Source organism: Bacillus sp. AY18-3 (assembly GCF_008042305.1).
GTDB lineage: Bacteria > Bacillota > Bacilli > Bacillales > Bacillaceae_G > Bacillus_A > Bacillus_A wiedmannii.
Map to the genome: position 1 here is coordinate 28,851 of NZ_QKQR01000015.1, position 13,469 is coordinate 42,319.

General features: G+C 35.9%; 14 protein-coding genes. 10 read left to right on the plus strand and 4 right to left on the minus strand.

Going from position 1 to position 13,469, the window contains the following annotated elements; genetic code table 11:
- Positions 1 to 10: 10 nt before the first annotated feature.
- Complete coding sequence (locus tag DM800_RS14580; protein ID WP_000175087.1) at positions 11 to 637, minus strand: YktB family protein; 627 nt, start codon at positions 635 to 637, stop codon at positions 11 to 13.
- Positions 638 to 843: 206 nt separating this feature from the next.
- Between DM800_RS14580 and DM800_RS14585 the strand changes: the two genes are divergently transcribed.
- Both DM800_RS14585 and DM800_RS14590 read left to right on the plus strand, forming a co-directional pair.
- Positions 844 to 1,032, plus strand: coding sequence for a hypothetical protein (locus DM800_RS14585; RefSeq protein ID WP_001250166.1), 189 nt, complete (start codon positions 844 to 846; stop codon positions 1,030 to 1,032).
- Positions 1,033 to 1,120: 88 nt separating this feature from the next.
- Entirely contained in the window at positions 1,121 to 1,912 is a 792-nt protein-coding gene (locus DM800_RS14590) for an inositol monophosphatase family protein (RefSeq protein WP_087985084.1), read from the plus strand.
- Between the two features lie 44 nt (positions 1,913 to 1,956).
- On the opposite strand, the gene DM800_RS14595 is transcribed toward DM800_RS14590, so the two are convergent.
- A complete protein-coding gene (locus DM800_RS14595) occupies positions 1,957 to 2,136 on the minus strand; it encodes a DUF5325 family protein (protein WP_000400128.1) in 180 nt (59 codons plus the stop codon).
- Positions 2,137 to 2,276: 140 nt separating this feature from the next.
- Between DM800_RS14595 and typA the strand changes: the two genes are divergently transcribed.
- The 3 genes from typA (at position 2,277) to DM800_RS14610 (ending at position 4,869) form a co-directional block, all read left to right on the plus strand.
- Positions 2,277 to 4,121, plus strand: a complete 1,845-nt coding sequence (typA, locus tag DM800_RS14600; RefSeq protein WP_000914755.1) for a translational GTPase TypA — start codon at positions 2,277 to 2,279, stop codon at positions 4,119 to 4,121.
- Positions 4,122 to 4,276: 155 nt separating this feature from the next.
- Positions 4,277 to 4,579, plus strand: coding sequence for a YlaH-like family protein (locus DM800_RS14605; RefSeq protein ID WP_000893656.1), 303 nt, complete (start codon positions 4,277 to 4,279; stop codon positions 4,577 to 4,579).
- A 14-nt stretch (positions 4,580 to 4,593) separates the two neighbouring features.
- Positions 4,594 to 4,869, plus strand: a complete 276-nt coding sequence (locus tag DM800_RS14610; RefSeq protein ID WP_046956451.1) for a hypothetical protein — start codon at positions 4,594 to 4,596, stop codon at positions 4,867 to 4,869.
- 35 nt (positions 4,870 to 4,904) lie between these two features.
- On the opposite strand, the gene DM800_RS14615 is transcribed toward DM800_RS14610, so the two are convergent.
- On the minus strand, positions 4,905 to 5,105 hold the full coding sequence (locus DM800_RS14615; protein ID WP_001995040.1) for a YlaI family protein: 201 nt from the start codon (positions 5,103 to 5,105) through the stop codon (positions 4,905 to 4,907).
- A 145-nt stretch (positions 5,106 to 5,250) separates the two neighbouring features.
- On the opposite strand from DM800_RS14615, the gene DM800_RS14620 reads away from it, so the two are divergent.
- Positions 5,251 to 5,706: a PNPOx family protein gene (locus tag DM800_RS14620; RefSeq protein ID WP_000024571.1), complete on the plus strand. Its 456-nt coding sequence runs from the start codon at positions 5,251 to 5,253 to the stop codon at positions 5,704 to 5,706.
- 246 nt (positions 5,707 to 5,952) lie between these two features.
- Positions 5,953 to 7,281, plus strand: coding sequence for a PhoH family protein (locus tag DM800_RS14625; RefSeq protein WP_000358079.1), 1,329 nt, complete (start codon positions 5,953 to 5,955; stop codon positions 7,279 to 7,281).
- A 45-nt stretch (positions 7,282 to 7,326) separates the two neighbouring features.
- On the opposite strand, the gene DM800_RS14630 is transcribed toward DM800_RS14625, so the two are convergent.
- Positions 7,327 to 7,824, minus strand: coding sequence for a molybdopterin-binding protein (locus DM800_RS14630; RefSeq protein WP_001289801.1), 498 nt, complete (start codon positions 7,822 to 7,824; stop codon positions 7,327 to 7,329).
- Positions 7,825 to 7,974: 150 nt separating this feature from the next.
- Here DM800_RS14630 and DM800_RS14635 point away from each other — a divergent pair, with 150 nt between their 5' ends.
- The 3 genes from DM800_RS14635 (at position 7,975) to pyc (ending at position 13,350) form a co-directional block, all read left to right on the plus strand.
- Positions 7,975 to 8,262 (plus strand): Fpa/YlaN family protein, encoded by a 288-nt coding sequence (locus DM800_RS14635; protein WP_000135698.1) that lies wholly within the window; start codon positions 7,975 to 7,977, stop codon positions 8,260 to 8,262.
- A gap of 125 nt (positions 8,263 to 8,387) precedes the next feature.
- A complete protein-coding gene (gene ftsW / locus DM800_RS14640) occupies positions 8,388 to 9,569 on the plus strand; it encodes a putative lipid II flippase FtsW (protein ID WP_147787103.1) in 1,182 nt (393 codons plus the stop codon).
- Between the two features lie 334 nt (positions 9,570 to 9,903).
- Complete coding sequence (gene pyc / locus DM800_RS14650) at positions 9,904 to 13,350, plus strand: pyruvate carboxylase (RefSeq protein WP_048546114.1); 3,447 nt, start codon at positions 9,904 to 9,906, stop codon at positions 13,348 to 13,350.
- Positions 13,351 to 13,469: the final 119 nt, after the last annotated feature.

Here is a 13,469-nt window from a genome sequence, read left to right on the forward strand (position 1 = left end):
CCGTTTTCTACTATCGATTACAAAGTGCATATAAAGGAAGGAGTGATTGCATCGTAGATTCAATCTTAGCAAGGAATTGTTCGTTGGTCATTGCTGAAAACTCCTCTGGTGATATATGAATACCAACTAATAATTCTGCTTTTTTCACAGTAGCTAGACGTTCAATCATCTTTTGTAAGTCTTCTGTTTCAAGTGTTTTATGTAATTTTACACTTGGTTTAGTATGGTCAATGGACCAAACGAAGTCATTTGGAATATTTGTTTTTAAATCATTTAAATGTTCTAAGAAGGCGTGAGCCGTCTCCACTTTTTGTGGACACTCATAGATTAAACCAAAGTATATGAAGGCATGAGTACCCCATAATCCAATTTGGAAATGTGGCAGCATTTTATAACCGCGTTTATTTGTTGAAAAAGCAACCCAAGTATCGTTTGGTGGATTGACTTTGCGGCGTGCATGTTTTGCTACATGATAAAAAAAGTTCTCATCAGTTTGTTTGGATAAATACGTTGCAAACTGTTCCCCTAAAGCTTCAAGCTTAGGATGAATGTTCGTTTTAATTGCACTCATTCGTTCTTCGAGACCATCAACTGTAAAGACCTCAAAATCAGTTGACTTGAATGTTTGTAGTGTCATGATTGTTCCTCCAACTCCTATTTTGCTTTTATTTTAGCATAGCTTGTACTATTCATAAAAAAAACAGCACAAAAAAATTTAAATAAAAAAATATAATTTTGTTGCATAGATGATTTATCCAACATAGTATAGTATAAAACAAAAAATCAGAAAATTGAATCAATTCTAGTCCGAGGGCAGACGAATATTGGGAGGAGGCAAATAATATGAGACAGGTAATTAATGCGTTAAAGAGAACAGATGCTGAAAAGAGAATACCGGTGCTACGTTTGGAGCTAGATTATGAATTAGCAACTTTATATGATGCGATGATGGAAAATGATAAACTGAAAAAAGAAGAGTGTGTCCAAAAGTTAGAAGTGTTAAGACTTGAAATGATTCGTTTAGAAGCGTAATAATAGTATATGTATAAAAAATTAGTTGGTGCGAACCTTATAAAGGGTTCGTTTTTTCTGTGAACAGTATAGATCGGAGTGTTTAAACATGCAAGAAGTATGGAAAGACATCGATGCACACGCCAAACAGTGGATTCGAGATGCAGGAGAGTTTTTAATGGCATCAATGGAAAAAGCACTTATTATAGAAACGAAATCCAATGCAGCTGATTTAGTAACAAATATGGACCGAGAAATAGAACAGTTTTTAATTGGGAAAATTAAAGAAACATTCCCGAACCATAATATTTTAGGAGAAGAAGGTTATGGAGATGAGGTAACTTCTTCTGATGGGGTTGTTTGGTTAATTGATCCAATTGATGGCACGATGAACTTTGTTCATCAAAAAAGAAATTTCGCAATTTCAATTGGAATTTATGAGAACGGTATCGGAAAGGTTGGACTCATTTATGATCCAGTTCATGATGAATTATACCATTCGGTAAAGGGAGCTGGAGCATTTTGTAATGAAGTACCAATACCTTTATTGGAAAAAGGAACTGTAGAGCAAGGTATTGTAGCTTTAAATGCGATATGGCTTACTGACAATCCAATGCTTAATAAGGAAAGTATGATGGCACTGGTTAAGAAAGCAAGAGGCACGAGATCATATGGCTGTGCAGCGTTAGAGATGGTATACGTTGCAACAGGAAGAATAGATGCATATGTAACGCCGAGATTATCGCCATGGGATTTTGGTGGGGGACAGATAATTGTAGAGGAAGTTGGAGGCAAGGTGACAACTTTTTCTGGATCCCCGCTTTCTATCGTAGAGAAGAGCAGCGTATTAGTTGCAAAACCAGGAGTGTATGAAGAGTTGTTACGATTTATAGCGGAGTAACAAAAAAAGTAAGAGGCTGTATAAGCGCTTCTTACTTTTTGACGTTATTTCGATTTACGCATTTTTCTTTTTGTTACAAAACCGTATCCAACTGTAACAAATGTGCCGATAATGCAAATAATAATACCGATGGGACTATTTTCAGCAACCATAATGCCGATACCGATTAAGAAAATAACACCGATAATTGCAGTTAATAAAAAGCGATATTGAATGTGTTCCATTTCTTCACCCTCCAATCTCATTTTACTTTCACAAAAGTAAGAATACAACTATATTTTCATTCTTGATTTTATTTTGATTGCCATTGTATCCCCTTCGCTCTTATAATAGAGAAGGATTAAAAAGACATTAGGAGTTGGACATGTTGAAAAAACGACAAGATTTACGAAATATAGCAATTATTGCCCACGTTGACCATGGTAAAACAACACTTGTTGACCAGTTATTACGTCAAGCGGGGACGTTCCGTGCGAATGAACATATTGAAGAACGCGCAATGGACTCAAACGATCTAGAAAGAGAACGTGGTATTACAATTTTAGCGAAGAATACTGCGATTCACTATGAAGATAAAAGAATTAACATTTTAGATACACCTGGTCACGCTGACTTCGGTGGAGAAGTAGAACGTATCATGAAAATGGTTGATGGTGTTCTACTTGTTGTTGATGCATATGAAGGTTGTATGCCACAAACACGATTTGTTTTAAAGAAAGCTCTTGAGCAAAACTTAACTCCAATCGTTGTTGTAAACAAAATTGACCGTGACTTCGCTCGCCCTGATGAAGTAGTTGATGAAGTAGTTGACTTATTCATCGAACTTGGTGCAAACGAAGATCAATTAGAGTTCCCAGTTGTATTTGCATCAGCAATGAACGGAACAGCAAGCTTAGATTCAAATCCAGCAAATCAAGAAGAGAATATGAAATCATTGTTTGACACAATTATTGAACATATTCCAGCACCAGTTGATAACAGCGAAGAGCCACTTCAATTCCAAGTAGCACTTCTTGATTACAATGACTATGTTGGTCGTATCGGGGTTGGACGCGTATTCCGTGGTACAATGAAAGTAGGACAACAAGTTGCATTAATGAAAGTTGATGGAACTGTAAAACAATTCCGTGTAACGAAATTATTTGGTTACATTGGATTAAAACGTCAAGAAATTGAAGAAGCAAAAGCTGGAGATTTAGTAGCTGTTTCGGGTATGGAAGACATTAACGTAGGTGAAACGGTATGTCCGGTTGAGCATGAAGAGGCTTTACCATTATTACGTATTGATGAGCCAACACTACAAATGACATTCCTTGTAAATAACAGCCCATTTGCAGGTCGTGAAGGTAAATTCATTACATCTCGTAAAATTGAAGAGCGTCTTCGTTCACAATTAGAAACAGATGTAAGTTTACGTGTAGATAATACAGATTCTCCTGATGCGTGGATCGTATCTGGACGCGGGGAATTACATTTATCTATCCTAATTGAAAACATGCGTCGTGAAGGTTATGAACTACAAGTATCTAAGCCTGAAGTAATTATTAAAGAAGTTGATGGCGTAAGATGTGAGCCTGTAGAGCGCGTGCAAATCGATGTACCTGAAGAATACACTGGTTCTATTATGGAATCTATGGGTGCACGTAAAGGTGAAATGTTAGATATGGTGAATAACGGAAACGGTCAAGTTCGCCTTACTTTCATGGTTCCAGCACGTGGTTTAATTGGTTACACAACAGAATTCTTAACATTAACTCGTGGTTACGGTATTTTAAACCATACATTCGATTGCTACCAACCAGTACACGCTGGACAAGTTGGTGGACGTCGCCAAGGTGTTCTAGTTTCACTTGAAACAGGAAAAGCATCACAATACGGTATTATGCAAGTTGAAGACCGTGGTGTAATCTTCGTTGAACCAGGTACAGAAGTATATGCTGGTATGATTGTTGGAGAACATACTCGTGAGAATGACTTAACAGTTAACGTTGTAAAAATGAAACAACAAACTAATATTCGTTCTGCGACGAAAGATCAAACTTCAACAATGAAAAAACCACGCTTAATGACTTTAGAAGAGTCATTAGAGTACTTAAACGATGACGAGTTCTGTGAAGTAACTCCAGAATCAATTCGTCTACGTAAAAAGATTCTTGATAAGAGCGAGCGCGAAAGAGCTGCTAAGAAAAAGAAATCTGTAGAAGCGTAAAATAATAGAACAGCTACCTTTGAGGGGTGGCTGTTTTTTATTGTATTTATTTTTGGAATATTTACTCTTTTTTGTGGACAGTATTTTTTTTGCGGGTTACTCTTGTATTAAGTACATAAATAAAATTTGTTTCTTGTGAGAAAGGGGGATGAATGATGTTAGAAAGAATGTCGTTTTTTGCGAAATTATGTAAAGTTGATGAAAATCCGGAACTAGGGATGTGGTTGCTGTATGGCATCATTATTATATTAAGTGCACTTGTGTATAATTTAGGTTTTGCAAGAAAACTATCAATAATAAAAAATATAGTGATATATATATCGTTAGCGATTGGATGTACAGTTTTAACTTTCTTTGCAGTTTTTTTACCTGTTGGAGAGGGCCTTGTTGTAGCGGCAATTGTACTTGGGATTTATAGGTTGCGTTTACGTCAAGCGAGACAACAAAAAGCAGGGTGAGGGGGCAAATTTTTATGCGTTCAGTACAAGATGCGTTATATAATTGGTTAACAATTAAAACAGTTGCCGAAGCACGTCCAGATGATCGTGCTGCACAAGAAACGTATTTGTTATTTGAAAATATGATATATGAAGAACATAAATTAAAGAATGTGGAAGTTAAAAAGAATGAAGAAATGTATTTGATTACATATGAAATGAATGGAGAAAGAAAATCTGCAAGGTTTCCGTTAGAAGCTATTGATTGTTTTTTGGATCAAATGAATCGTGAACCTGAAAAATATAAATAAGTCCTTATCTATATGATTAAGGACTTATTTACATTTTACCAATCGTCTTCGACTTTTTTATCACGGTATAATCGGAAATTACCACTTGCATGACGTTCCATCGTACGTTCTGCAATTCGTTCCGAACATTCCATGCACATATATGTATGAATAGGGCGGTTACGTAGTTTTTTTGCCATAGGATTTTCATCATCTAACATATCTTTTTTATCACAAATCATACACTTGACTCTCATTTCGTCACCTCAATACGAATTCTATCAGTATAAGTATATCATGGAAGTGTAATATTTTTGAATAATAGCGGGAAAAAATAATATTTTCGCAATTCGAAAAATAAGTTATGATAAGGATATAGTAAGTATATTTGGAGGTGGAAATATGGCGAATGTAGTAGATCCTACATTAACAGATGATTTAGTACAAACGTTACGTAAAGAATGTATTGTTATGGTAGCAACAACAGACTTCGAAAAACAAGTTCCTAACGTAAGTGCTATTTCTTGGGTGTATGCAGTGAGTAAAACTAGTATTCGATTTGCAGTAGATCAACGTTCACGTATTGTGGAAAATATACGGCATAGTACTGGGCTAGTATTGACTATAATGGCGAATGAATCCGTATTTTCCATAAGTGGTGCAGGTGAAATTTTGACTGATAGAATGGAAGGCATTCCTCTAAAATTAACTGTAATAGAAGTAAATGTACAAGAAGTACGTGATGTTATGTTTTATGGAGCGAAGCTTGCAACTGAGCCAACCTATGAAAAAACATATGATATTCGCGCAGCGAAAAAGCTGGATAACCAAGTGTTAGTAGGAATAAAAGAGTTATAAATGTGATAAATAAGAAAATAAGTTATTAACTTTTGTAATCAGTTATTGTGATTTTATGTTAATAATTATAATTAAAAGTAATATATTGAATAGAAATGAATAAAAAATAAATAAAAGGTTTCATGGTTATGAATTTCGATTCTACCTCGTTTATACGGTACATATAATTATAACAATGGTTCGTCCATATTTTATGGATGAAACCCTTGTTCTACAAATTTAAAAGTGGAGTCAGGGGGTAACAGGTTGGATAAAATTTATGTGTTAGATACGAATGTACTTTTGCAGGATCCTTTATCTATTTTTTCATTTGAAACAAATGAAGTAGTGATTCCAGCAGTTGTATTAGAAGAGGTTGATTCGAAAAAACGTTATATGGATGAAGTAGGACGAAACGCTCGTTATGTATCTAAGTTAATAGACAAATTTCGTGAAATAGGAAAGCTGCATGAAAGTATTCCGTTAGAAAACGGCGGTACATTTCGTATTGAATTAAATCATCGTTCATTTGTTCAACTACAAGATATTTTTGTAGAAAAAACAAATGATAATCGAATTTTAGCTGTAGCAAAAAATCTATCTTTAGAAGAACAAGAAAAAGAGGACGGGAAGTCTGTTATTTTAGTAAGTAAAGACGTGCTCGTAAGGGTAAAAGCTGATGCAATTGGTTTGAAGGCGGAAGATTATTTAAGTGATCGTGTAATTGAAGTAGATAATATATATTCAGGATTTTTAGAAGGGTATATATCAAAAGAGCAATTAGATTATTTTTATGAAAAAGGTGAATTGCCTTTATCCGAAATTGCAAATCACCCTTTTTATCCAAATCAGTTTGTAGTAATGAAAGATGCATTAGGGGGATCTAGTTCAGCACTTGGCATTGTGGATCATTTAGGTAAGAAGGTAAAGAAACTTATTTTTCACAATGAACAAGTATGGGGGATACGACCACGAAATGTGCAGCAAATTATGGGGTTAGAATTGTTGCTTCGTGAAGATATTCCGCTAGTAACGTTAACGGGGAAAGCTGGTACAGGAAAAACATTACTCGCGTTGGCTTCAGGACTCATGCAAACGGAAGATTTAGGACTATATAAAAAACTACTCGTTGCAAGGCCAATTGTTCCAGTCGGAAAAGATATCGGTTATTTACCAGGAGAAAAAGAAGAAAAGTTAAGACCATGGATGCAACCGATTTTTGATAATCTAGAGTACTTATTTAATACGAAAAAGCCAGGAGAGTTAGATGCTATTTTAGCTGGAATGGGTTCGATTGAAGTAGAGGCCCTTACCTATATACGTGGGAGAAGTATTCCAGATCAGTTCATTATAATTGATGAAGCACAAAATTTAACGAAGCATGAAGTGAAAACGATATTAACAAGGGTAGGAGAAAAAAGTAAAATTGTATTAATGGGGGATCCTCAGCAAATTGATCACCCGTATTTGGATGAATATAATAATGGTTTAACATATGTTGTAGAGAAGTTTAAAGAGCAACGTATTAGTGGTCATGTAAAGTTTGTTAAAGGGGAGCGGTCTAATTTAGCTCAACTTGCAGCGGATTTATTATAAAAGGAGTGAGCTGAGGCTCACTCCTTTTTCTTCCAAGTATACACTTTAAATAATTGTAAATTTACGGATGTTACGGATTGGATTTTGTCTATTAGATCCATCATTGTAATATAGATGAACAGGTCCATCCTCTTTTAATGGCTTTCCTTTTTTTGAAAAACCAAGAATAGCATTTTCTACAGTTTCTAATGGAAGTATTATTGTTTGATCTACTGTTTCAATTTCGACTTGCGTAGCGTCCTCTGAAATTTCGGCATTAGCAAGAAATGGATGAAATGGTATACCGAACGTTCCAGTAATTAGTTGTTCTTTTTTATATTTCTTTACACTTTGTTGTATCGGTGGAAACGCAGCACCATCACGGATTTCGCGATCCCAATGCTCTGAAGTGTTTTTTAAATAAGCTTCTAGTTCTGAAGTGTTTTCTCTTGTTTCATCAAAGTAAGTTGTCAAATCTACTTTTCGATCATCAAAGATCCAAACAGTTGGATCGATAGTGATTGGAAAACGAACTTTTCCATTAATAAATAAAATTTCGCTCATTGTTGTTCCCCCATTTGTGTTATACTCCCACTTTTCAGTATAATAGCATTAGACACGGTTGTCACAAAAAATGTTTCTATTGCAATTTACTAAAACTATCGCTAATATTAATAGATAGGAGAGAGTAGGACGGAAACGGAGGGAATCAATTTGGCGTCTGAGACAGTATCAAATCATCAGGAAAAGGCACTAGCCCTTCTACAAGCGGATGCGGAGAAGATTTTAAGACTTATTAAGGTGCAAATGGACAATCTTACAATGCCGCAATGTCCATTATATGAAGAAGTGTTAGACACACAAATGTTTGGACTATCCCGCGAGGTCGATTTTGCAGTTCGCCTTGGTCTTATTGCAGAAGAACAAGGGAAAGCAATGTTAGGAGAGCTTGAACGTGAGTTATCTGCACTTCATGAAGCATTTACGAACAAACAACAATAACGGGTTCAAATAGGGGGGCTCAAACTGAAATAGTTTGGGCTTTTTATTTGTATAATAAAGCAGGAAGAATCAATGTACATATGGAATACAACAATAATTAAATTGAAACAGAAAGAGGAAATGAAATGAAAAGAGTATGGAAATCAATGGATTATTCATTATTACTTCCTCTTGTTATCTTATGTGTGTTGGGAGTTATAATGGTATATAGTTCTAGTTCTATTGTCGCGATTTCGTCGAAATATAACTGGCCAGCAGATCACTTTTTTAAAAAACAATTAGTTGCTCTTGCTATTGGAACCGTAATACTTGTGATTGCCGTTATAATCCCTTACAAATTGTGGAGGAAAAAAATAGTTCTTGCAGCGATGGGGTTAGGGAGTATTGGATTACTAACAGCAGCTTTCCTTTTCGGTAAGGTAATCAATGGTGCAAAAGGATGGATACTAGGTATACAACCAGCTGAGTTTGTAAAAATAGCAGTTATTATTACGTTAGCAAGTTTTTTTGCTAAGAAACAAGAGAGGCAAACCCCTTTTTTCCAAGGGATAATACCTCCCTTATTTGTTGTCGGTGGATCGATGGTGTTAATTTTATTACAAAATGACTTAGGAACTGACATATTAATAGGTGGAACAGTGTTAATTATGTTCTTCTGTTCAGGAGTTAATGTTAACTTGTGGATAAAAAGATTTTTATTAACATCTGTCGTGTGGATACCGGCGTTGTATTTTATTGGGGACTATAAATTAAGTAAATACCAAAAAGCTCGATTTTCAGTTTTTCTTGATCCATTTAGTGATCCTCAAAATGATGGATTTCAATTAGTTAATTCCTTTATTGGAATAGCTTCAGGTGGGTTAAATGGTAGAGGATTGGGAAATAGTATACAAAAGTATGGCTACTTACCAGAGCCGCAAACGGATTTTATTATGGCGATTATATCTGAAGAACTAGGTTTTATAGGTGTAGCTATCATTTTAATCTGTTTACTACTTATTATCATTCGTTCGTTTAGAGTAGCGCAAAAATGTAAAGATCCATTTGGAAGTTTAATTGCAATCGGAATTGCAAGTTTAATTGGGATACAAACTTTTGTTAATGTTGGTGGTATGTCTGGATTAATACCACTTACAGGAGTACCTTTACCGTTTATTAGTTATGGTGGTAGTTCTTTATTGGCTAATCTAATTGCGATGGGTATATTATTAAATGTTGCTAGTCATGTAAAACGACAAGAGAAACAACAAAATGAGATAATGAAAGAAAGAGAGCAAGATGGACCGCGTCTTGTTGTAGTAAAATAAAAAACACATTGCACTTTAGAGCGCGATGTGTTTTTTTATGTGCAAGAAACATTAAATAGGATACATTAATTGGTATATACACTAAAAAATATATCACATTAAATTAAATGTGATATACAATTAAGTTGTTAGAAAAGGAAGAGGTATGCTATACTATTTTTGTGAAACAAATTGATCAGAAAACTTATCATTTGTTAAAAAATAAGGTATGATGGATAAAAATAAAGTGAAGCTTTCTAAGTATAATATAATGTAGAAAGTGAAGAACTTCACGCTCTTTAGGGTGTGTATATATTTTATCTCTAGAGTGGTAGGAAAGTAGAGGGGGAAAATCATGACAAAGCTGCAACGTATTCAAAAAGTATTGGTAGCTAACCGTGGAGAGATTGCAATTCGTGTGTTTCGAGCTTGTTCGGAACTTGGATTAAAAACAGTTGCAATCTATTCTAAAGAGGATAGTGGTTCTTATCATCGTTATAAAGCCGATGAGTCCTATTTAGTTGGGGAAGGGAAAAAGCCAATTGATGCTTATCTAGATATTGAGGGCATTATTGAGATTGCGAAAAGTAATCATGTAGATGCAATCCACCCTGGATATGGTTTCTTGTCAGAAAATATTCAATTCGCAAAACGTTGTGAAGAAGAAGGGATTATCTTTATTGGTCCAAAGAGTAAGCATTTAGATATGTTTGGAGATAAAGTGAAAGCAAGAACACAAGCGCAGCTAGCACAAATTCCAGTTATTCCTGGTAGTGATGGGCCGGTAAATTCAGTAGAAGAAGTTGGAGAATTTGCTGAAAAGTATGATTACCCGATTATTATTAAAGCTTCCCTTGGCGGTGGCGGTCGTGGTATGCGTATTGTACGTAGTAGTGAAGAATTAAGAGAATCGTATAATCGAGCGAAGTCAGAAGCGAAAGCAGCCTTTGGTAATGATGAAGTATACGTTGAAAAATTCGTTGAAAAACCTAAACATATAGAAGTTCAAATTTTAGCAGATGAAGAGGGCAATGTTGTTCATTTATACGAGCGTGACTGTTCTGTACAACGTCGTCACCAAAAAGTGGTAGAAATTGCACCTAGTGTGTCGCTTTCAGATGATTTGCGTCAGCGTATTTGTGATGCTGCTGTGAAATTAACGAAAAATGTAAATTATTTAAACGCAGGAACAGTAGAATTTCTTGTAAAAGGTGATGAGTTTTACTTTATTGAAGTAAATCCGCGTGTTCAAGTTGAACATACAATTACAGAAATGATCACAGGGGTAGATATCGTTCAATCGCAAATTTTAATAGCTGATGGACATGCATTACATAGTAAAATGGTAGGTGTTCCGAAGCAAGAGGAAGTAGTTGTTCATGGATTTGCGATCCAATCTCGTGTAACGACTGAGGACCCACTAAATAATTTCATGCCGGATACAGGGAAAATTATGGCATACCGATCAGGCGGTGGTTTCGGTGTTCGTCTTGATACAGGTAATAGTTTCCAAGGTGCTGTTATTACACCGTACTATGATTCTTTACTCGTAAAAGTTACAACATGGGCACTTACTTTTGAACAAGCTGCTGCGAAAATGGAACGTAACTTAAAAGAATTCCGTATTCGTGGTATTAAAACAAATATTCCATTCCTAGAGAATGTAGTAAAACATAAAAACTTCTTATCAGGAGAATATGACACTTCATTTATTGATGCGTCACCTGAACTATTCCTGTTCCCGAAACGTAAAGACCGCGGAACAAAAATGTTAAATTACATTGGGTCAGTAACAGTAAATGGCTTCCCAGGAGTAGGGAAAAAAGAGAAACCAATTTTCCCGGATGCTCGTATACCGAATGTATTACACTCAGAGCCGGTTCAAAATGGAACGAAACAAATTTTGGATGAGCGTGGAGCGGACGGATTAGTAAAATGGGTACAAGATCAAAAGCGTGTACTTTTAACGGATACAACATTCCGTGATGCGCATCAGTCATTACTGGCGACGCGTATTCGTACAAAAGATTTACATCAAATTGCAGAGCCGACAGCGAGAATGTTACCGAACCTATTCTCAGCGGAAATGTGGGGTGGTGCAACGTTTGATGTTGCATATCGTTTCTTAAAGGAAGATCCATGGGAACGATTACTAGATCTTCGTGAAAAAATGCCAAACGTTTTATTCCAAATGTTACTTCGTTCTTCAAACGCAGTTGGTTACAAAAACTATCCGGATAATTTAATTCAAAAATTTGTGGAATGTTCTGCTCAAGCTGGAATTGATGTGTTCCGTATTTTTGATAGCTTAAACTGGGTAGAAGGTATGAGAGTTGCGATTGATGCTGTACGAGATACTGGTAAAATTGCAGAAGCAACAATGTGCTACACAGGAGATATTCATGATCCGTTACGTAGTAAATATGATTTAAATTACTATAAAAACTTAGCAAAAGAGTTAGAAGCATCAGGAGCACATATATTAGGAATTAAAGATATGGCAGGCTTATTAAAACCTAATGCGGCATATGATTTAGTTTCTGCATTAAAAGAGACGGTATCGATTCCGATTCACTTGCATACACACGATACGAGTGGAAATGGTATATTAACGTATACAAAGGCAATTGAAGCAGGTGTTGACATTGTCGATGTAGCAGTAAGTTCTATGGCTGGTCAAACGTCACAACCAAGTGCGAACACGCTATACTATGCATTAGGTGGAAACGAAAGACAGCCAGACGTTAATATAGATTCATTAGAAAAACTATCTCATTATTGGGAAGATGTACGTAAATACTACGCACCGTTTGAAAGTGGTATGAATGCACCTCATACAGAGGTATATATGCACGAAATGCCAGGCGGACAGTATAGTAATCTACAACAACAAGCGAAAGCGGTTGGTTTAGGAGATCGCTTCGATGAAGTGAAAGTAATGTACCGCCGTGTGAATGACATGTTTGGCGATATTGTTAAAGTAACGCCATCATCTAAAGTTGTCGGTGATATGGCATTATTTATGGTTCAAAATCACTTAACAGAACAAGATGTTTTAGAGCGTGGGCATTCTATGGACTTCCCAGGATCTGTTGTTGAAATGTTCTCAGGAGATTTAGGACAGCCATATGGTGGTTTCCCGAAAAAGTTACAAGAAATTATTTTAAAAGGGAAAGAGCCATTAACAGTAAGACCGGGTGAATTATTAGAGCCAGTAGATTTCGACGCGTTAAAAGAAGAGCTATTCCATAAGCTTGGACGCGAAGTGACGATTTTTGATGTAGTTGCATATGCATTATATCCAAAAGTATTTATGGATTACGAAAAAGTTGCTGAGCTTTATGGAAGTGTATCTGTGCTTGATACACCGACATTCTTCTATGGTATGAGACTTGGTGAAGAAATCAATGTGGAAATCGAACAAGGTAAAACATTGATGGTTAAACTAGTATCAATCGGAGAGCCTCAGCCAGATGGAAATCGTGTTCTTTACTTGGAGTTTAACGGTCAACCACGTGAGATAGTTGTGAAAGACGAAAGTGTGAAAGCAACAGTGGCACAACGTGTGAAAGGAAACCGTGAAAACCCAAACCACATTAGTGCAACAATGCCAGGAACGGTTATTAAAGTAGTTGTTAAAGAAGGCGATGAAGTGAAAAAAGGCGATTCTATGGCAATTACAGAAGCGATGAAAATGGAAACGACAGTTCAAGCGCCGTTCAATGGGAAAGTGAAAAAAGTATATGTTAACGATGGAGATGCAATTCAGACGGGTGACTTACTGATTGAATTAGATCACTAAAAAAGAAAAAGAGCTGTGTAAATGCAGCTCTTTTTTTTTATCCCGCTATTCGCCGGGCAGTAAGACACCCGCCTCAAAATTCAGCGAAAACAAAGAAGTTAGATGGGGGATCAACTGCC